The sequence below is a fragment of the Ramlibacter sp. AN1133 genome, assembly GCF_037890035.1.
Taxonomy (GTDB): Bacteria; Pseudomonadota; Gammaproteobacteria; order Burkholderiales; family Burkholderiaceae_C; genus Ramlibacter.
Genome location: NZ_JBBKTQ010000007.1, coordinates 122,924 through 141,540, shown reverse-complemented (window position 1 = coordinate 141,540; position 18,617 = coordinate 122,924). Strand labels below are relative to the sequence as shown.

The 18,617-nt window shown below is 68.2% G+C and carries 20 protein-coding genes and 1 tRNA gene; 11 read left to right on the top strand and 10 right to left on the bottom strand.

From position 1 onward, the window contains the following. Positions 1-11: 11 nt before the first annotated feature. From pilB to WG923_RS11950, 3 genes are all read right to left on the bottom strand, one after another. Complete coding sequence (gene pilB / locus WG923_RS11960; protein ID WP_340351184.1) at positions 12-1,745, bottom strand: type IV-A pilus assembly ATPase PilB; 1,734 nt, start codon at positions 1,743-1,745, stop codon at positions 12-14. Between the two features lie 206 nt (positions 1,746-1,951). Next, a tRNA-Pro gene (locus tag WG923_RS11955) sits at positions 1,952-2,028 on the bottom strand. A gap of 31 nt (positions 2,029-2,059) precedes the next feature. After that, positions 2,060-2,989, bottom strand: a complete 930-nt coding sequence (locus WG923_RS11950; protein ID WP_340351335.1) for a polyprenyl synthetase family protein — start codon at positions 2,987-2,989, stop codon at positions 2,060-2,062. A 254-nt stretch (positions 2,990-3,243) separates the two neighbouring features. On the opposite strand from WG923_RS11950, the gene rplU reads away from it, so the two are divergent. The 4 genes from rplU (at position 3,244) to proB (ending at position 6,119) form a co-directional block, all read left to right on the top strand. Beyond that, positions 3,244-3,558, top strand: a complete 315-nt coding sequence (gene rplU, locus WG923_RS11945; protein ID WP_340351183.1) for a 50S ribosomal protein L21 — start codon at positions 3,244-3,246, stop codon at positions 3,556-3,558. A gap of 12 nt (positions 3,559-3,570) precedes the next feature. Continuing rightward, positions 3,571-3,834 carry a 50S ribosomal protein L27 gene (rpmA, locus tag WG923_RS11940; protein ID WP_340351182.1) on the top strand — a complete coding sequence of 88 codons (264 nt, stop codon included), beginning with the start codon at positions 3,571-3,573 and terminating at the stop codon, positions 3,832-3,834. Positions 3,835-3,900: 66 nt separating this feature from the next. Further along, positions 3,901-4,977, top strand: a complete 1,077-nt coding sequence (gene cgtA / locus WG923_RS11935) for an Obg family GTPase CgtA (RefSeq protein ID WP_340351181.1) — start codon at positions 3,901-3,903, stop codon at positions 4,975-4,977. Next, positions 4,974-6,119: a glutamate 5-kinase gene (gene proB / locus WG923_RS11930; protein WP_340351180.1), complete on the top strand. Its 1,146-nt coding sequence runs from the start codon at positions 4,974-4,976 to the stop codon at positions 6,117-6,119. Before cgtA ends, proB begins: the two co-directional genes overlap by 4 nt. Positions 6,120-6,204: 85 nt before the next feature. On the opposite strand, the gene WG923_RS11925 is transcribed toward proB, so the two are convergent. Both WG923_RS11925 and WG923_RS11920 read right to left on the bottom strand, forming a co-directional pair. Next, the gene (locus tag WG923_RS11925; protein ID WP_340351179.1) at positions 6,205-6,717 is read right to left on the bottom strand and encodes a CNP1-like family protein; all 513 of its coding nucleotides are present in this window, start codon (positions 6,715-6,717) and stop codon (positions 6,205-6,207) included. A gap of 2 nt (positions 6,718-6,719) precedes the next feature. Further along, the gene (locus WG923_RS11920; RefSeq protein ID WP_340351334.1) at positions 6,720-7,364 is read right to left on the bottom strand and encodes an RNA pyrophosphohydrolase; all 645 of its coding nucleotides are present in this window, start codon (positions 7,362-7,364) and stop codon (positions 6,720-6,722) included. Between the two features lie 92 nt (positions 7,365-7,456). On the opposite strand from WG923_RS11920, the gene WG923_RS11915 reads away from it, so the two are divergent. Next, positions 7,457-9,202, top strand: coding sequence for a proline--tRNA ligase (locus WG923_RS11915; protein ID WP_340351178.1), 1,746 nt, complete (start codon positions 7,457-7,459; stop codon positions 9,200-9,202). Beyond that, positions 9,202-9,843: a lytic transglycosylase domain-containing protein gene (locus WG923_RS11910; RefSeq protein WP_340351177.1), complete on the top strand. Its 642-nt coding sequence runs from the start codon at positions 9,202-9,204 to the stop codon at positions 9,841-9,843. Before WG923_RS11915 ends, WG923_RS11910 begins: the two co-directional genes overlap by 1 nt. 192 nt (positions 9,844-10,035) lie before the next feature. Here the strand turns inward: WG923_RS11910 and WG923_RS11905 are convergent, their stop codons facing one another. The 5 genes from WG923_RS11905 to hemA form a co-directional block, all read right to left on the bottom strand. Then, positions 10,036-11,034 carry an AAA family ATPase gene (locus WG923_RS11905; RefSeq protein WP_340351176.1) on the bottom strand — a complete coding sequence of 333 codons (999 nt, stop codon included), beginning with the start codon at positions 11,032-11,034 and terminating at the stop codon, positions 10,036-10,038. 176 nt (positions 11,035-11,210) lie between these two features. Next, complete coding sequence (gene grxD, locus WG923_RS11900) at positions 11,211-11,537, bottom strand: Grx4 family monothiol glutaredoxin (RefSeq protein WP_340351175.1); 327 nt, start codon at positions 11,535-11,537, stop codon at positions 11,211-11,213. A gap of 38 nt (positions 11,538-11,575) precedes the next feature. Continuing rightward, positions 11,576-12,400, bottom strand: a complete 825-nt coding sequence (gene prmC / locus WG923_RS11895; RefSeq protein ID WP_340351174.1) for a peptide chain release factor N(5)-glutamine methyltransferase — start codon at positions 12,398-12,400, stop codon at positions 11,576-11,578. Further along, a complete protein-coding gene (prfA, locus tag WG923_RS11890; protein ID WP_340351173.1) occupies positions 12,397-13,494 on the bottom strand; it encodes a peptide chain release factor 1 in 1,098 nt (365 codons plus the stop codon). The genes prmC and prfA overlap by 4 nt, the downstream gene beginning before the upstream one ends. 99 nt (positions 13,495-13,593) lie before the next feature. Further along, positions 13,594-14,865 carry a glutamyl-tRNA reductase gene (gene hemA, locus WG923_RS11885; RefSeq protein ID WP_340351172.1) on the bottom strand — a complete coding sequence of 424 codons (1,272 nt, stop codon included), beginning with the start codon at positions 14,863-14,865 and terminating at the stop codon, positions 13,594-13,596. 82 nt (positions 14,866-14,947) lie between these two features. Between hemA and WG923_RS11880 the strand changes: the two genes are divergently transcribed. The 5 genes from WG923_RS11880 to queF are packed head-to-tail and all read left to right on the top strand — an operon-like array spanning position 14,948 to position 18,615. Continuing rightward, a complete protein-coding gene (locus WG923_RS11880) occupies positions 14,948-15,226 on the top strand; it encodes a hypothetical protein (protein WP_340351171.1) in 279 nt (92 codons plus the stop codon). Between the two features lies 1 nt (position 15,227). Continuing rightward, entirely contained in the window at positions 15,228-16,004 is a 777-nt protein-coding gene (gene yaaA / locus WG923_RS11875; protein ID WP_340351170.1) for a peroxide stress protein YaaA, read from the top strand. Continuing rightward, positions 16,001-16,864: a 2OG-Fe(II) oxygenase gene (locus WG923_RS11870; RefSeq protein ID WP_340351169.1), complete on the top strand. Its 864-nt coding sequence runs from the start codon at positions 16,001-16,003 to the stop codon at positions 16,862-16,864. The genes yaaA and WG923_RS11870 overlap by 4 nt, the downstream gene beginning before the upstream one ends. A 12-nt stretch (positions 16,865-16,876) precedes the next feature. Next, entirely contained in the window at positions 16,877-17,770 is an 894-nt protein-coding gene (locus tag WG923_RS11865) for an alpha/beta fold hydrolase (RefSeq protein WP_340351168.1), read from the top strand. Further along, entirely contained in the window at positions 17,770-18,615 is an 846-nt protein-coding gene (queF, locus tag WG923_RS11860; RefSeq protein ID WP_340351333.1) for an NADPH-dependent 7-cyano-7-deazaguanine reductase QueF, read from the top strand. The genes WG923_RS11865 and queF overlap by 1 nt, the downstream gene beginning before the upstream one ends. Positions 18,616-18,617: the final 2 nt, after the last annotated feature.

Here is an 18,617-nt window from a genome sequence, read left to right as displayed (position 1 = left end):
TCCTTGCGCTGTTATTCGTTCGTGACGGCCAGTACTTCCTCGAGGGAAGTCAGCCCGAGCCGGACCTTGTGCAGGCCGGACTCCCGCAGGCTGCGCACACCCTCCTTGCGCGCCTGTTCGGCGATTTCGAGCGCGCTGCCGTCGGCCAGGATGATGCGTTGCATGTCTTCGCTGATCGGCATCACCTGGTAGATGCCGACCCGGCCCTTGTAGCCGCCGTTGCACGCCGAGCAACCCACCGGGCGGTAGGGCGTCCAGGTGCCGTCGACGTCCTCCTCCTTGAAGCCGGCGTCGATCAGGTTCTCGTACGGGATGTCGGCCGGCTGCTTGCACTGGCCGCACAGGCGGCGCGCCAGGCGCTGCGCCGTGATCAGGATCACCGAGGACGCGATGTTGAAGGGCGCGATGCCCATGTTGCGCATCCGGGTGAGGGTGGCGGGCGCGTCGTTGGTGTGCAGCGTCGACATCACCAGGTGGCCGGTCTGGGCGGCCTTGATGGCGATGTCGGCGGTTTCGAGGTCGCGGATTTCGCCGACCATGATGATGTCGGGATCCTGCCGCAGGAAGGACTTCAGCGCCGCCGCGAAGGTGAGGCCCGCCTTGTCGTTCACGTTCACCTGGTTGACGCCGGGCAGGTTGATTTCCGCCGGATCTTCCGCGGTGGAGATGTTCACGCCCGGCTTGTTCAGCAGATTGAGACAGGTGTAGAGCGACACCGTCTTGCCGGAGCCGGTGGGGCCGGTCACCAGGATCATGCCGTAGGGACGCGCGATGGCCGTCAGCAGGCGTTCCTTTTCCTCGATCTCGTAGCCCAGGGCCTCGATGCCCAGCTTGGCGCTGCTCGGATCCAGGATCCGGATCACGATCTTCTCGCCGAACAGGGTGGGCAGCGTGGAGACCCGGAAGTCGATCACCTTGTCGGGACCGACCTTCAGCTTCATCCGGCCGTCCTGCGGCACCCGCTTCTCGGAGATGTCCATGCGGGAGATCACCTTGATGCGGGAAGCCAGCTTGTCCTTGATCGCCACCGGCGGCGAGGCGATCTCGCGCAGTTCGCCGTCGATGCGGAAGCGCACGCGGTAGATGTGCTCGTAGGGCTCGAAGTGCAGGTCCGATGCGCGGGCGCCGATGGCGTCCAGCAGCATCTTGTGCAGGAACTTGACGACCGGGGCGTCGTCGACGTCGGAGGTGGCGCCGGAGTCCTCCTCGACGACGCTCTGGTCCATCGACGCTTCGTCGAACTCGAAGTCGTCGCCGATGATGCTGTCCATGGCCTCGGTGGCCGTGGTGGCCTGGGCCTCCACCATCTTGGTCAGCTTGTCGTATTCGGCGATGACCCAGTCCACCCCCATCTGGGTGGCGAACTTGATCTTTTCCGCCGCCTGCTGGTCCGAAGGGTCCGCGCCGGCGACGATCAGGCGGTTGTTGCGCTTGGACAGCACGACGACCCGGATCTCGGCGCAGATCTTCGGGTCGAGCAGGCCCTTGGGCAGGCGGTGGTTGTCGATCGCGTCCAGGTCCAGCAGCGGGGCGCCGAACGCGGTGGACATGGTGTGCGCCAGGTCGAAGGCCGACACCGCGCCGGAACCGGTGAGTTCGGCGATGAAGCTGGTGCGATTGGCCTTGGCCTTGCGGAAGATTTCCTCGGCCGCCTTCTGCCCCAGCTTGCCGGCCACCACGAGCGCACGGCCAAGGCCGGGGAGCGCCAGGGCGGAGGCTTCTAGGGCGGGATCGACTGCGGCCATGGATGGGGTGACGTTGCGATGCTCAGCGGATGACAGTCTGAGCCCAGGATAGAAATCAGGTCAGATCATCCCGAAAAGCCGAGTTGAAGTAAATGCGAGAGGCTGACGTGGGCGGCCGACGTTGGTAGGAAGTCACGGGGACTTGCGAATGATGCACCATCCGCGTCATGACTTGTAACGACCGTGCTCCCCGGGAGGGGAGAGACTGGTCGGGGTGAGAGGATTCGAACCTCCGGCCTCTACGTCCCGAACGTAGCGCTCTACCAGGCTAAGCTACACCCCGATTTCCGTGCCCCGGCGCCTGCTGAATCGCTTCAGTAGCGCCGCGCAAGCAGCGAAGCCGCCAATTGTACCAAAGCCTGAGCATGCTCATTCGCCGGCAACTGAAGCGCTGCTGACATCGCGCGCTGCGCCTCGGCCGCGGCGGCCTGGTGCGCCACTTCCAGCGCGCCCGTTTCGCGCACGATCGCCATGATGTGATCGAGCTCCTCGAGCCCGCCCGTTTCGATGGCGCGGCGGATGAGGGCGCGCTGTTCGTCGGTGCAGCGGCGCATGGCGGCGATCAGCGGCAGCGTCACCTTGCCTTCGCGCAGGTCGTCGCCGAGGTTCTTGCCCATCTCGGAGGCCTCGCCGGCGTAATCGAGCACGTCGTCGATCACCTGGAAGGCGGTGCCCAGGGCCTGGCCGTAGTCGGCGCAGGCCTGTTCCACCTGCGGCGTGGCGCGGGCCAGCACGGCGCCCAGGCGCGCGCTCGCCTCGAACAGCTTGGCGGTCTTGGAGCGGATCACCTGCACGTAGGCCGGCTCGTCGAGCCCGGGGTCGTGCATGTTCATCAGCTGCATGACCTCGCCTTCGGCGATGACGTTGGTAGCGTCGGCCAGGATCTCCATCACGCGCATGTCGTGCGCGTCCAGCATCATCTGGAACGCCCGCGAATAGAGGAAGTCGCCCACCAGCACGCTGGCCGGGTTGCCGAAGCTCTCGTTGGCGGTGGCGCGGCCGCGGCGCAGGGTGGACTCGTCGACCACGTCGTCGTGCAGCAGCGTGGCCGTGTGGATGAACTCCACCACGGCGGCGAGGTTGAAGCGCTGCTCGCCGCGGTGGCCGAGGGCGCCGCACACCATCAGGAGCAGGGCGGGGCGCAGGCGCTTGCCGCCCGAGGAGATGATGTAGCGGGACACCTGCCCCACCAGCGGGACGCCGGAGTCGAGGCGGCGCGCGATGACCGCGTCCACCTCGCGCATGTCGTCGGCGATCAGGGACAGGACGGTGGCGGCGCTGGGGGAGGAATCGGTCAAGGGAAAACCAGTAGAGTTGGGGGATTATAAGAAGGGGCCCGGGGGCCGCCGCCGCGCATCGGCGCCAACTTGTGAGTGCCCGCCAACTATGCTATAGTCGCAGGCTTTTCCGGAAATCGGTTCGGAGAAAAGAGAGAGAAGCTTCCGTTCGGGAGCATCGTCGGGCTTCCACGGGAGCCCATCCCCTAAAGAGGTCAACCATGTACGCGGTCATAAAAACCGGGGGCAAGCAGTATCGCGTTGCTTCCGGCGACAAGATCAAGGTAGAACAGATTGCTGCGGACATCGGCCAGGAAATCACCATCGACCAGGTGCTCGCAGTCGGCAACGGCGGCGACCTGAAGATCGGGATCCCCCTGGTGTCCGGTGCCACGGTGAAGGCCACGGTCGTGGCGCACGGCAAGCACGACAAGGTGCGCATCTTCAAGATGCGCCGTCGCAAGCACTACCAGAAGCACCAGGGCCATCGCCAGCAGTACACCGAGCTCCAGATCGGTGACATCGCCGGCGCCTAAGGAGAACGGGAAATGGCACAGAAAAAAGGCGGCGGCTCTACGCGAAACGGGCGCGATTCCCAGCCGAAGATGCTGGGTGTCAAGGCCTTCGGCGGTGAACTGATCAGCGCCGGCTCCATCATCGTGCGCCAGCGCGGCACCAAGTTCCACCCCGGCACGAACGTCGGCGTGGGCCGGGACCACACGCTGTTCGCGCTGGTGGACGGCAACGTCAGGTTCGAGACCAAGGGTGCGCTGAACAAGCAGATGGTCAGCATCGTTCCGGTGGCGGCCTGAGTTAATCTCCAACCGCCAAGTCCAAGAAGCCCCGACTTGTCGGGGCTTTTTCTTTTCGAGGTTCCCATGAAATTCGTCGACGAAGCTTTCATCGACATCGCCGCCGGCGATGGCGGCAACGGCTGCGTCTCGTTCCGCCACGAGAAGTACAAGGAATTCGGCGGCCCGAACGGCGGCGACGGCGGCCGCGGCGGCCACGTGTGGGCCGTGGCGGACCCGAACCTCAACACCCTGGTGGACTACCGCTTCTCGCGCCGCCACGAGGCGGGGCGGGGCGAACACGGCATGGGCTCCGACATGTTCGGCGCCATGGGCCACGACATCACGCTGAAGATGCCGGTGGGCACCATCATCACCGACGCCGAGACGGGCGAGGTGCTGTACGAGCTGCTGCAGCCGGGCGAGAAGATCATGATCGCCAAGGGCGGCGACGGCGGCTTCGGCAACATGCGCTTCAAGAGCTCGATCAACCGGGCGCCGCGGCAGAAGACGCCCGGCTGGCCCGGCGAGAAGAAGAACCTGAAGCTCGAACTGAAGGTTCTGGCCGACGTCGGCCTGCTCGGCATGCCCAACGCGGGCAAGTCGACCCTCATCGCGGCGGTGTCCAACGCGCGGCCGAAGATCGCCGACTACCCCTTCACCACGCTGCACCCCAACCTGGGCGTGGTGCGGGTCGGGCCGGAGCAGAGCTTCGTGGTCGCCGACGTCCCCGGCCTGATCGAGGGCGCGGCCGAAGGCGCGGGCCTGGGCCACCAGTTCCTGCGGCACCTGCAGCGCACCCGCCTGCTGCTGCACATCGTGGACATCGCGCCCTTCGACGAGGGCGTGGACCCGGTGGCGCAGGCCAAGGCGATCGTCGCGGAGTTGAAGAAGTACGACCCGGCGCTGTACGAGAAGCCGCGCTGGCTGGTGCTGAACAAGCTGGACATGGTGCCGAAGGAGGAACGCGCGGCGCGCGTGAAGGACTTCGTCAAGCGCTTCAAGTACAAGGGCCCGGTGTTCGAGATCAGCGCGCTGACGCGCGAAGGCTGCGAGCCGCTGGTCCAGGCGATCTGGCAGCATATCCACGCCCTGCAGATCGCGGAGCATGCGCCGGTGGAGGTCGACCCGCGCTTCGCCTCCGACGACAATGCGCAGTCATGAGCAACAGCAGCGAACGGGACGCCACGCAGGCCCTGCGCGAGGCGCGGCGCATCGTGGTGAAGGTGGGCTCCAGCCTGGTCACCAACGACGGCCGCGGCCTCGACGAACGCGCCATCGGTGAATGGAGCCGCCAGCTGGCGGCGCTGGCGGCGGACGGCCGCGAGGTGATCATGGTCTCCAGCGGCGCCATCGCCGAGGGCATGAAGCGCCTCGGATGGACGTCGCGACCGAGCGAGCTGAACGAGCTGCAGGCCGCCGCCGCGGTGGGCCAGATGGGCCTGGCGCAGATGTACGAGACCAAGCTGCGCGAGCAGGGCATGGCGTCCGCGCAGGTGCTGCTCACGCATGCCGACCTGGCCGACCGCGAGCGCTACCTCAATGCGCGCTCCACGCTCGTCACCCTGCTGTCGCTGCGGGTGGTGCCGGTGATCAACGAGAACGACACCGTCGTCAACGACGAGATCAAGTTCGGCGACAACGACACGCTCGGCGCGCTGGTGGCCAACCTGGTGGAAGCCGACCTGCTGGTGATCCTGACCGACCAGAAGGGCCTGTACAGCGCCGACCCGCGCAAGGACCCCGGCGCGCGCTTCATCCAGCTGGCGGCGGCCGGCGATCCCGCGCTGGAGCAGATGGCGGGCGGCGCGGGATCGAGCATCGGCAAGGGCGGCATGATCACCAAGGTGCTGGCCGCTTCGCGCGCCGCGCGTTCCGGTGCGTCGACCGTGATCGCCTGGGGTCGCGAGCCGGACTGCCTGCCGCGCCTGGTGCGCGGCGAGATCATCGGCACGCTGCTGGTCGCGCCCACGCAGAAGAGCCAGGCGCGCAAGCGCTGGATGGCGGACCACCTGCAGCTGCGCGGCGCCGTGACGGTCGATGCCGGCGCCGTCGCCAAGCTGCGGTCCGAGGGCAAGAGCCTGCTGCCGATCGGCATGACGGCGGTGGAGGGGGACTTCGCCCGCGGCGACGTGATCGCGGTGCGCGATCCCGCAGGGCACGAGATCGCGCGGGGGCTGGCGAACTACGCGTCGGCCGAGGCGCGCATCCTGTGCCGCAAGCCTTCCAACGAGATCGAGAAGCTGCTCGGGTACATGGCGGAACCGGAGATGATCCACCGGACCAACCTGGTGCTGACCAGGTAGGCTGGTGGTGGAGCGCAGCGAAACCCCAGCTTCGCTGCGCTCACCGATCGCTGGGGTTCCTTCGTCACCACCAGCCTGCGAGCGTCTAGCGGTTCACCCCGCCCCGCTCGAACCGCCGCTCGATCGGCGCCCGCAGGTCCAGCACGATCTGCGCCGCAGTCCCGTTCGGCGCGCGCCCGAGGCAGGCCCCGCTGCGCGCGACCTCCAGGCCGTGGCGCGAGTTCGCCGCGGTGGTCAGCGGCTGCCACTGCGCGTCGCGCGACGGCACCCAGCCGCGGTCCGGGTTGTGGCGCGCGTACACCTTCATCTCGCCGGCATCGCAGCGGATGCCTTCGTACATCGCGTTGACGGCGCCACTGGCGCTGCTCGCGACGATCACGTAGCGCACGATGCGGTCGCTGCCGACGTTCACCGAGGCCGGGTCGATGCCGAAGCGCAGCCTGGTGCCGGGCACGTCCACCGGGATCAGGCCGCTGGTGCGCAGCGCGGGCGGCGGCGGCGCATCGAGTTCCTTCCAGTCGGGATCGTCGGGAGCGACCTGGGCCGACGCGGCCAGGCAGGCGCCGGCGAGCGCCAGCGCGAGGAAACGGCGTTGCATGCTTATCTCTTGGCGGGCGACGAGAAGGCCTGCCCTTGCGGGTTCGGTTCGAAGGTGGCGCCCGGGGGCAGTTCCATGCCGCCGGCAGGCAGCTGCATGGGCTGCTGGTCCTGCCCGGCGTGATCGCCCTCGCGCGTGCGCATGCCTCCGCGCAGATAGCGGTTGCGGTGGTCGGTGCGCGGGAGATAGCGCGCGAGTTCCCGCAAGGCCATCTCGTACACGCCGCGCTTGAATTCCACCACCACGTCCAGCGGCACCCAGTAGTCGTTCCAGCGCCAGGCGTCGAACTCCGGATGGTTGGTGGCGCGCAGGTTCAGGTTCCAGTCCTGCCCCATCAACTGCAGCAGGAACCAGATCTGCTTCTGCCCCTTGTAATGCCCGCGCGCATCGCGCCGGATGTAGCGTTCCGGCACTTCATAACGAAGCCAGTCGCGCGTGCGGGCGATGATGCGAACATGCTCCTGCTTCAACCCGACTTCCTCGTGCAGTTCCCGGAACATGGCCTGTTCGGGTGTCTCCCCGCGGTCGATGCCGCCTTGCGGGAACTGCCAGCTGTGCGTCCGGATGCGCTTGCCCCAGAACACCTGGTTTTTCTGGTTGAGCAGGATGATGCCGACGTTAGGCCTGAAGCCGTCCCGGTCAAGCATAATCACACCCCAAATCTTTGAACTGAGCCCATTATGCATGGCGCCCCTGTGCGCTGGAAGGGCTCGGACTCCCCACTTTCCCCGGTCACTAGATGAGAGCCTCGCAGTTCCTGATTTCCACGCTGAAGGAAGCGCCCTCCGATGCCGAAGTCACCAGCCACAAGCTGATGATGCGCGCCGGCATGATCAAGAAGCTGGGCGCCGGCATCTACACTTACATGCCCATGGGGCTGCGCGTCATCCGCAAGGTGGAGGCCATCGTGCGCGAGGAGATGAACCGCGCCGGTGCCGTCGAATGCGCGATGCCCGTGATCCAGCCGGCGGAACTGTGGCAGGAGACCGGCCGCTTCGAGAAGATGGGCCCCGAGCTGCTGCGCATCAAGGACCGCCACGAGCGCGACTTCATCGTGCAGCCCACGTCGGAGGAGGTCGTCACCGACATCGCGCGCCAGGAACTGCGCAGCTACAAGCAGTTGCCCAAGAACCTGTACCAGGTCCAGACCAAGTTCCGCGATGAACGCCGTCCGCGGTTCGGCCTGATGCGCGGGCGCGAATTCATCATGAAGGACGCCTACAGCTTCGACCGCGACCCCGCGGCGGCGAAGAAAAGCTACGAGACCATGGCGCAGGCCTATCGCCGCATCTTCGACCGCTTCGGCCTGCGCTATCGCGCCGTCGCGGCCGACAGCGGCGCCATCGGCGGCGACCTGTCGGAGGAGTTCCAGGTGATCGCCGCCACCGGCGAAGACGCGATCGTCTACTGCCCCCAGAGCGAGTACGCGGCCAACATGGAGAAGGCCGAGGCGCTCGCGCCGCAGGGCCCGCGCGGCTCGCCGAAGCAGGAGATGCGCAAGGTCCCCACGCCCGGCAAGGCCACCTGCGAGGACGTCGCGGCGCTGCTGGGGGTGCCGCTGGACACCACCGTCAAGTCGATCGTGCTGGCCACCGACAAGCTCGATGGCAAGGGCACGCCCGTCAGCACCCAGGTGTGGCTGCTGCTGCTGCGCGGCGACCACGACATGAACGAAATCAAGGTGAACAAGGTGCCGGGGCTGGATGCGGGCTTCCGCTTCGCCACCGGCGCGGAGATCCTCGAGTACTTCGGCACCAGGCCGGGCTACCTGGGGCCGATCGGCCTGAAGCAGCCGGTGAAGATCGTGGCGGACCGCGAGGTGTTCGCGATGGCCGACTGGATCTGCGGCGCCAACGAGGAAGACTTCCACATCGCCGGCGTGAACTGGGGCCGCGACCTGCCGGAGCCGGCGCTGGTGGCCGACATCCGCAACGTGGTCGAAGGCGACCCGTCGCCGGACGGCAAGGGCAAGCTGGCCATCGAGCGCGGCATCGAGGTGGGCCACATCTTCTACCTGGGCACCAAGTACAGCGAGCCGATGAAGGCCACCTTCCTCGACGAGGACGGCAAGCCCAAGGTGTTCGAGATGGGCTGCTACGGCATCGGCATCACGCGCCTGCCGGCCGCGGCCATCGAGCAGAACCACGACGAGCGCGGGATCATCTGGCCGGACGCGATCGCGCCGTTCACGGTGGTGGTGTGCCCGATCGGCATGGACCGCAGCGCCGACGTGAAGGCCGCCGCGGAGAAACTGCACGACGAACTCGCGGGCGCCGGCATCGACGTGCTGCTGGACGACCGCGGCGAGCGCCCGGGCGCGATGTTCGCGGACTGGGAGCTCATTGGCGTGCCGCACCGCATCGTGATCTCCGACCGTGGCCTGAAGGAAGGCCAGCTCGAATACCAGCACCGCCGCGACGCGGGCGCCACCAAGGTGCCCGCCGGCGAGATCGCCGGCTTCGTGAAGGGGCGGCTGGCCGCGTGATGCTGACGCGCCGGACGCTCCTGCAACCGGCGCTTGCCGCGCTCGCGTGGCCGCTGCTGCCCCGGGCCGCCCATGCCGGTGCGCAGGTGGAGGAGCCGCTGGCCGATTCGGTGCGTACCGCACTGACTTCGGCCGTGGCCTTCAGTGGCCCGCCGGAGCCCATCTTCGCCGACACCGAAGGGCGCCTGAGGTACCTGCGCTGGCTCGGGGCCATGAGCCACAAGCTCAGGGCGCGCAAGGCGGACTGGGACGAGCGCCGCGAATTCCTGCAGACGGCCTGGTACGAAAGCCGCCGCGCGGGCCTCGAGCCGTCCCTCGTGCTGGGCCTGATCCAGGTGGAAAGCGCGTTCCGCAAGTTCGCGGTGAGCCCCGCCGGCGCGCGGGGCTACATGCAGGTGATGCCGTTCTGGACGGGCCTGATCGGCAACGGCGATCCTTCGAGCCTGTTCCACATGCAGACCAACCTGCGCTTCGGCTGCGTGATCCTGCGCCACTACCTCGATCGCGAAGCCGGCGACCTGTACCTGGCCCTGGGCCGCTACAACGGCAGCCGCGGCCGCCCTGCGTATCCGAACGCAGTCTTCCGCGCGACGAAGCATTGGGAGTGGTCGGACGCCGGGCGCGGACCCGTGGCTTCGTAGAGAGGCAGAAGAAAGCGGACTGCCGGACGCAGAGGACGCAAAGGGTACGCAGAGGACGCAAAAAAAGAAAAAGAAATCTTAAAGGTTCTTCCTTTAAGGTTTTTCTTTTGCGTCCTCTGCGTACCCTTCGCGTCCTCTGCGTCCGGCTGTCCGCTTCCGGCTGTCCGCCTTCGGCTGCCCGCCTTCCGGGAGTTACTGCACGAACCCCATCTTCGTCTTTCCCGCGTTGCACTTCGGCAGGTCGTCGGTCGCGATGCACTCGCGGTGGGACAGGCGGGCGTTGCCGAAGCCGGTCATGAGCGCGCGGCGCATCTCGCGCGGCGCCAGTTCCGCCAGGCAATCCAGCACGTCGTCGCCTGGCTCCTCGTCGAAGCGCCGTCCCCAGCCGTGGTCTTCGCGGATGGACTTGTACAGGTTGCGGGCGATCGTGCGCGCCTGTTCGTGGGTGGGCGCATCGATCTCGAACACGTTCATGCGGTTCAGGATCGGCTCGGGGATGCAGCGCTCGTCGTTCGCCGTCATGATCCAGATCACCTGGCTGGCGTCGATCGCGATCTCGGCGAATTCGTCCATGAAGGCGCCCGCCGTGTCGTGTTCCAGCAGGCCGTAGAGCGCGCCCAGCGGATCGTATTGCGCATCGGCACTGGCCTTGTCGATCTCGTCGACCACCAGCACCGGGTTCGCGTACTGGCCGTCCACCAGCGCCTCGAACACCTTGCCCGGCTTGGCGCCCTTCCACTGCGAGGAGGCGCCCGAGAGCAGCCAGCCCGCCGTCATCGAGCTCATGGGAACCAGGCTCATGCCCGTGCCCAGCAGATCCGCGAGTTGCCTGGCGAAATGCGTCTTGCCGATGCCGGGCGGGCCGAGCAGGAGCATGGGGGTGATCTCGATGCCGTCGACGGCGTCCTGCGACAGGGCGACATGGCGCTTGATGTCGTCGAGGGCCTCGGCGAAGTTCGGGAGCTGCTCGTACAGCGCCGCCATTTCGGGAATGCCGCTGGGCTTGACCTGGAAGCGCTCGGGGCCGCGTTCGAGCATGCGCTCGTAGGTGGCGCGCAGGTTCTCGTGGTCGCGCGCGGGGAGCTTGGCCAGCTTGCGCTCCACGTCGTGCGGGCGGAACACGCTGCGCAGGTTGGCGATCGGCAACTTCAGGCCGGGGGACGTTTGCGGAACCAGACTGCGCGATTGCATGGCCACTCCTTCAACGACTTTGCTGGATTCCAGCATAGGCCGTGCCAGCCAGCAATCGGGAGGGTCAGCAGGCGCACGACGGTGTCAGCGCCAGTCGACAGTGGAAGCGGGACCGGCCGCCATTGGCAGCCGGTCTCGTCGAGTGCTGACGGGGGAAATTCCCCCGTTGCCCGGGTTCAGGCCTGGGAGGAGCCCAGGACCTGCTGCAGTTCGCCGCTCTGGTACATCTCCATCATGATGTCCGAGCCGCCGATGAATTCGCCGCGTACATAGAGTTGCGGGATGGTCGGCCAGTTGCTGTATTCCTTGATGCCCTGGCGGATCTCGTCGTCCTCCAGCACGTTCACGGTCTTCAACTGCTCCGGGTCGACGCCGCAGGCCTTGAGGATCTGCACGGCGCGGCCCGAGAAGCCGCACATGGGGAAGGCCGCGCTGCCTTTCATGAACAGCAGGACGTCGCTGTTCTTGACCAGTTCGGCTATGCGTTGCTGGGCGTCGCTCATGGGGTGTCTCTCCTGGATGCCGGTTGCTTTGAACCCGATTATCCCAGTTCGGGCACTTGTCCACCCGAACAGCGGGTAATGCCGGCGAGGTCCTTGCGGCTGCTCAAACGGGAAAAACCCGCATCGCGCAGCAGGGCCTCGACGGCGCAGGCCTGGTCCCAGCCGTGTTCCAGCAGCAGCCAGCCCCCGGGGGCGAGGTGGGCTGGCGCGGCGGCGACGATGGCGCGCAGGTCGGCCAGGCCGTCATCCTGCGCCACCAGGGCCGAGCGCGGCTCGTGGCGCAAGGTGGCCAGGTGCTCGTCGTGCTCGCGCACGTAGGGCGGGTTGCTGACGATCAGGTCGTAGCGGCCGGCGCCCGCGAGCCAGTCGGCCTGCCGCAGGTGCACGGGCAGCTCCAGCCGCTGCGCGTTGGCCCGGGCGACCGCGAGCGCGTCGGCGCTTCGGTCCACCGCTTCGACCACGGCGTCCGGCCGCGCGGACCGGATCGCCAGCGCGATGGCGCCGCTGCCGGTGCCCAGGTCGATCACCCGCGGGGCGGGCAGCGGCCGCAGGACTTCGAGCGCCCACTCCACCAGGGTTTCGGTGTCCGGCCGCGGCACCAGCACGCGCGCATCCACCCGCAGCGGCAGCCCGAAGAATTCCTTCTCGCCGCTGAGGTAGGCCAGCGGTTCGCCGGCCGCGCGGCGGCGGCACAGCGCCGCGAAGGCCTCCTCGGCGGCCGGTGGGAGCGTGCCGTCGTCGTGCGCGACCAGCCAGCCGCGCTCGGTGCCGGCGCGCCCCAGCACGTGCAGCAGCAGCAGCTGGGCGTCGATCCGCGCGAGCCCGAGCGCCGCGGCCTGCGCGAGCGCCTCCCGCAGGTTCATGCGCGAACCGCGCCCATGCCGATTTCCAGCTCCTCGAGCTGTTCGGCGCGGCGCGCCAGCAGCAGGGCCTGGACCACTTCGTCGAGGTCGCCTTCCATGATCGCGCCCAGCCGGTACAGCGTGAGGTTGATGCGGTGGTCCGTCATGCGGCCCTGCGGGAAGTTGTAGGTGCGGATGCGGTCGGAGCGGTCGCCGCTGCCGATCAGGCCCTTGCGCAGGGCGGCGTCCCGGGCGGCGCGCTCGGAGCGCTCCTTCTCCTGGATCCGCGCGGCCAGCACCTGCAGCGCCTTGGCCTTGTTGCGGTGCTGCGAGCGGTCGTCCTGGCACTCGGCGACGATGCCCGTGGGCAGGTGCGTGATGCGCACCGCGGAGTCCGTCTTGTTCACGTGCTGGCCGCCCGCGCCCGAGGCGCGGAAGGTGTCGATGCGCAGGTCGGCCGGATTGATCTGGACCGCCGCGGCTTCGTCGGGCTCGGGCAGGGCCGCGACCGTGCAGGCGCTGGTGTGGATGCGGCCCTGGTTCTCGGTGGCCGGCACGCGCTGCACGCGGTGGCCGCCCGATTCGAACTTGAGCTTGCCATAGCAGCCTTCGCCGACCACGCGCACCACGACTTCCTTGTAGCCGCCCGCTTCGCCCTCGCTCTCGCTCATGAGCTCGGTGCGCCAGCCCTGGCGCTCGGCGTAGCGGGTGTACATGCGCAGCAGGTCGCCCGCGAACAGGGCGGCTTCGTCGCCGCCGGTGCCCGCGCGGATTTCGAGGAAGGTGTTGCGGGCGTCGTCGGGGTCGCGCGGCAGCAGCAGGGCCTGCAGTTCGCTTTCCAGCGCCGGCAGCTCCGTCTCCAGCGTGGCGAGCTCCTCGCGCGCCATCTCGGCGAACTCGGGGTCGTCCATCATTTCGCGCGCCTGCGCGAAGTCGCGCTCGCGCTGCAGGTAGCGCTGGAACTGGCCGGCCACCACCGTCACTTCCGCGTGCTCGCGCGTGAGCTCGCGAAAGCGCTCCATGTCGTTCACCACTTCGGGCTGGGACAGGTAGAAGTCCAGCTCCTGCAGGCGGACCGGGAAGCGTTCGAGTTGCTGGCGGAGGAAGGGCTTCAAGGGGAGGTTGTACGTTGGGCGTCGAGCGTTGAGCGTAAACGACAAAAGAGCGTGGCGTTCGACGCTCGACGCCGAACGCTCGACGCTCGACCGCGGAAGCTAGCGCTCTTTGCGCAGGAAGAAGTGCTCGATCGCCGCGCTGGCGCGCTGGCGCGACTCGGGGTCGGCGGCGCGCAGTTCGGCCATGGCGCCGTGCAGCATCTTCTGCGTGAGGCCGCGCGAGAGGGCCTCGAGCACGGCATCGATGTCCTCGCCCTTGGCCAGCTGCTTGCGGGCCCGCGCGAGTTCCAGGGCACGCCACTCGTCCGCCTGGTTGTTCAACTGCTTGATCAGCGGCACGACGTGGCGCTGGTCCATCCAGTGCACGAAGCTCTGCACGCCGGCATCGATGATGGCCTCGGCCTGGGCCACGGCGGCCTGGCGGTTGGCGTGGCCGGTCTGCACCACGTGGGCGAGGTCGTCCACGGTGTACAGGTAGACGTCTTCGAGCGCCTTGACTTCGGGCTCGATGTCGCGCGGCACGGCCAGGTCCACCATGAACATGGGGCGGTGCTTGCGCGCCTTGAGCGCGCGCTCCACGGCGCCCAGCCCGATGATCGGCAGCTGGCTGGCGGTGGAACTGACGATCACGTCGAATTCGTGCAGGCGCGCGGGCAGGTCGGCCAGGCGCATCACCTCGCCGCCGAACCGGCTGGCGAGCTTCTCGCCGCGCTCGAGCGTGCGGTTGGCGATCGCGATGGCCTTCGGGCTGCGAGCGGCGAAGTGCGTCGCGGCCAGCTCGATCATCTCGCCGGCGCCGACGAACAGCACCTTCACCTGCGACAGGTCCTCGAACAGGTTGCCGGCCAGTCGCACGGCGGCGGCCGACATGCTGATGGAGTGCGCGCCGATCTCGGTGGAGGTGCGCACTTCCTTGGCGACGGCGAACGAGCGCTGGAACAGCTGGTTCAGCGTGGTGCCGAGCGCGCCGGCTTCGTCGGCGACGCGCACGGCGTCCTTGAGCTGGCCGAGGATCTGCGCTTCGCCCAGCACCATCGAATCGAGGCCGCTGGCGACGCGGAAGGCATGGCGCGCCACGCCGGCGTCCTGCAGCATGTACGAGTGCTCGCGCAGCACGCCGCTTTGCACCTGGCCGGACTGCGCCAACCATTCGACCGTGCTGTCGATCTCGTGCTTGGTGCCCGCGCAGTAGATCTCGGTGCGGTTGCACGTGGAGAGGATCGCGGCTTCGGGCTGGCGGCCCAGGCGGTTGCCGATGTCGCTGCGCAGCGAGTTGAGCGTGGGTGCGATCTGGTCGAGCGCGAACGCAAACCGCCCCCGTAGATCCACGGGGGCTGTCGTATGGTTGATGCCGAGGGCCCAGACTGCCATGCGCCGAATTATAAAATTCGATGAGTATTCAAGCACTTACCCCTTCCATTCCTCCAGTTGTCCTGGATCAATTGAGAGCATCTTGGGTTTTTTCGACATTCTGGACCACCTGCTGAGCTTTGCCGCCCCGGCCCTGGCCGTGGCGCTCCTGGTCACCCTGGCCGCCCCCCTGGTCCTGCCGCGTACCGCCCAAGGCCCCGGCTGGTGGGCCCGCCTCGCTATCAATTGCGCAGCAGGACTGGTCACGCTGGCCGCCGGGGTGTGGTATTTCGGCCGCGACGGCAAGATGGCGACCTACGTCGTCCTGGTGCTGGCGGTGGCCACCGCCCAGTGGCTGTCGGCCCGCGCCTGGCGCTCCTGACATGCTGTTCCTCCTTTCCCCCGCCAAGACGCTGGACTATGCGTCGCCCATTCCCGACGTCCCGCACACCCTGCCGGCTTTCGCCGCCGACGCCGCACGACTGATCGAGGTGCTGCGGCGCTACTCGCCCCAGCAGATTTCCAGCCTGATGGAGATCAGCGATCCGCTGGCGGCGCTGAACGTGGCGCGCTACCAGGCCTGGTCGCCGAAATTCACCGGGCGCAATGCGCGCCAGGCGGTGCTGGCCTTCGATGGCGACGTCTACGACGGCCTGCAGGCGCGCCGCATGGGCCGCGCCGACCTCGAATGGGCGCAGCAGCACCTGCGCATCCTGAGCGGCCTGTACGGCGTGCTGCGGCCGCTGGACTGGATGCAGCCTTACCGGCTGGAGATGGGCACCTCGCTGAAGGTCGCCTCGGCCGCCAACCTGTACCAGTACTGGGGCAGCCGGATCTCCGAGTGCCTCAACGAGACGCTGGCGGCAGACAAGACGCCGGTGGTGATCAGCCTGGCCTCGCAGGAATATTTCAAGGCGGTGGACCGCAAGGCCCTCAAGGCGCGGGTGATCGACTGCGTGTTCGAGGAATCAAGGGGCGGGACCTGGAAGATCATCAGCTTTTCCGCCAAGAAGGCGCGCGGTCTGATGGCCCGCTACGCGATCACCCGGCGCCTGGAGACTCCGCGCAAACTGGAAGCTTTCGACTTGGAGGGCTGGCGCTTCGACCCGGCTGCATCGCAGCCCGAGCGGATGGTCTTCCGCCGCAGGACCACATCATGAGCACGACGGGGAACAAGCAGCAGGTCACGCCGGAGCTGCGCAAGTGGATCGTGGAGCAGGCCGAGGCGGGCCACGGCGCCGATTCGGTGCTCAAGGCGATGATCGCCTCCGGCTGGAACGAGGACGTGGCCATCGACGCCATGGAAGACACGCTGCGCGGCCACCTGGAAAGCAAGGCGGTCGCGCAGGGCCTGCCGCCGGCGCTGCCGGTGCCGGAGCCTTCGCTGGAAGAGTCGCCGCTGTACCTGGATGCGGGCGACCGCCAGGTGGCGGTGCTGCAGTCCATGGTCAGCCCGCGGGTCATCGTGTTCGGGGGCCTGCTTTCCGACGCGGAATGCGAGGAACTGATCGCCCTGGCGAAGCCGCGGCTGGCGCGCTCGCTCACGGTGGCCACCAAGACCGGCGGCGAGGAGGTCAACGCCGACCGCACCAGCAACGGCATGTTCTTCCAGCGCGGCGAGAGCGAGCTGGTGCGGCGCATCGAGCAGCGCATCGCGAAACTGGTGAAGTGGCCCGAGGAGAACGGCGAGGGCCTGCAGATCCTGCAGTACGGGCCGGGCGCCGAATACAAGCCGCACTACGACTACTTCGATCCGGCCGAGCCGGGCACGCCGACCATCCTGCGCCGCGGCGGCCAGCGGGTCGCCACGATCGTGATGTACCTCGGCGAGCCCGCGAAGGGCGGCGGCACGGTGTTTCCCGACGTGCACCTGGAGGTCGCCCCCAAGCGCGGCAACGCCGTCTTCTTCAGCTACGAGCGACCGCATCCGTCGACCCGCACGCTGCACGGGGGCGCCCCGGTGCTGGAAGGCATGAAATGGATCGCGACCAAGTGGCTGCGCGAGCGCCGCTTTGACTGAGACCCCGCAGCGATGAAGGTCCGCGCCAACGGCCTGTCCCTGGAGGTGGAGGACAGCGGAGCGGACAGCGGGCGCGAGACTGTGCTGCTGGTCATGGGCCTGGGCATGCAGCTCACGGCCTGGCCGCAGTCGCTGGTCGACGCGCTGGTGGCGGCCGGCCACCGCGTGATCCGCTTCGACAACCGCGACATCGGCCTGTCGACCTGGCTCGACCACCTCGGCGTGCCGAACCTGCTGTGGGAAAGCGTCAAGCTGCGCATGGGCCTGGCCGTGCGCGCGCCCTACACGCTGGCGGACCTGGCCGCGGACGCCTTCGGCGTGCTGGACGCGCTCGGCATCGCCAGCGCGCACGTGGTGGGCGCCAGCATGGGCGGCATGATCGCGCAGCGCATGGCGCTGGCGGCGCCCGAGCGCGTGCGCACGCTCACCAGCCTCATGAGTTCCAGCGGCGCGCGTCGCCTGCCGGGGCCGCATCCGCGCGTGCTGCAGGTGATGCTGGGCCGGCCGCGCGACCACGGCGAGCCCGCGGTGCTGGCGCACTACGTGCGGCTGTTCCAGGCGATCGGCAGCCCGGGCTACCCGGAGCCCGAGCCGGTGCTGCGCGAGCGCATCCTGGCCTCGGTCCGCCGGGGCGGCTACCACCCGGCGGGCTCGGCGCGCCAGCTGGCCGCGATCGCGGCCGATACGACGCGGGCCGACGCCTTGCGCGGGATCCGCGTGCCCACGCTGGTGCTGCACGGCGCCTCCGATCCCCTGGTGCCGGTGGCCTGCGGGGAGGACACCGCGCGCCGCATCCCCGGTGCGCGGCTGGTGACCATCCCCGGCATGGGCCATGACCTTCCGCCAGGGGTGGTCGAGCGCCTGCTGCCGCCCCTCACCGCCCATCTGCGGCTAGTCTCACCATGATGGATTCCCCGGAAGAATCGCAACTCGGCAAGCCCGTCCGCTACGCCGACCAGTACGACGCCAGCCTGCTGTTCCCGATCTCCCGCGCGCCCAAGCGCGAGGAGCTGGGCCTGGCCGGACCGCCGCCCTTCTTCGGCGCGGACCTGTGGACGGCGTTCGAGCTGAGCTGGCTGAACCCGCGCGGCAAGCCCCAGGTCGCCATCGCCCATTTCACGGTGCCCTGCGAGACGCCCAACATCGTCGAGAGCAAGTCGCTCAAGCTCTACCTGGGCAGCTTCAGCGGCACGAAGTTCGCCACGCACGAAGAGGTTCGCCAGCGCCTGCGCACGGACTTGAGCGAAGCCGTATGGCGCGGGGCCCCGGCGCCGTCGACCATCGGCGTCAAGCTGCTGCTGCCCGAACTGTTCGACCAGGAACCGGTGCACGAGCTGGACGGCCTGAACCTCGACCGGCTGGACATCGAATGCACCGACTACACGCCGGCGCCGCAGTGGCTCAGGACGGTGGCGGGCGAGCCGCCGGTGGAGGAGGTGCTGACCAGCAACCTGCTGAAAAGCAATTGCCTGGTGACGGGGCAGCCGGACTGGGGGAGCATTCAGATCCGGTATGCGGGGGCGCAGATCGACCAGGAGGGGCTGCTGCGCTACCTGGTGAGCTTTCGCAACCACAACGAGTTCCACGAGCAGTGCGTGGAGCGGATCTTCATGGACCTGTGGCGCTGCTGCAAACCTTCACAGCTGGCGGTGTACGCACGCTATACGCGCCGGGGCGGCCTGGACATCAACCCCCTGCGCACCAGCCATCCGATGCCGCTGCCGGCCAACATCCGCACGGCGCGGCAGTAGGC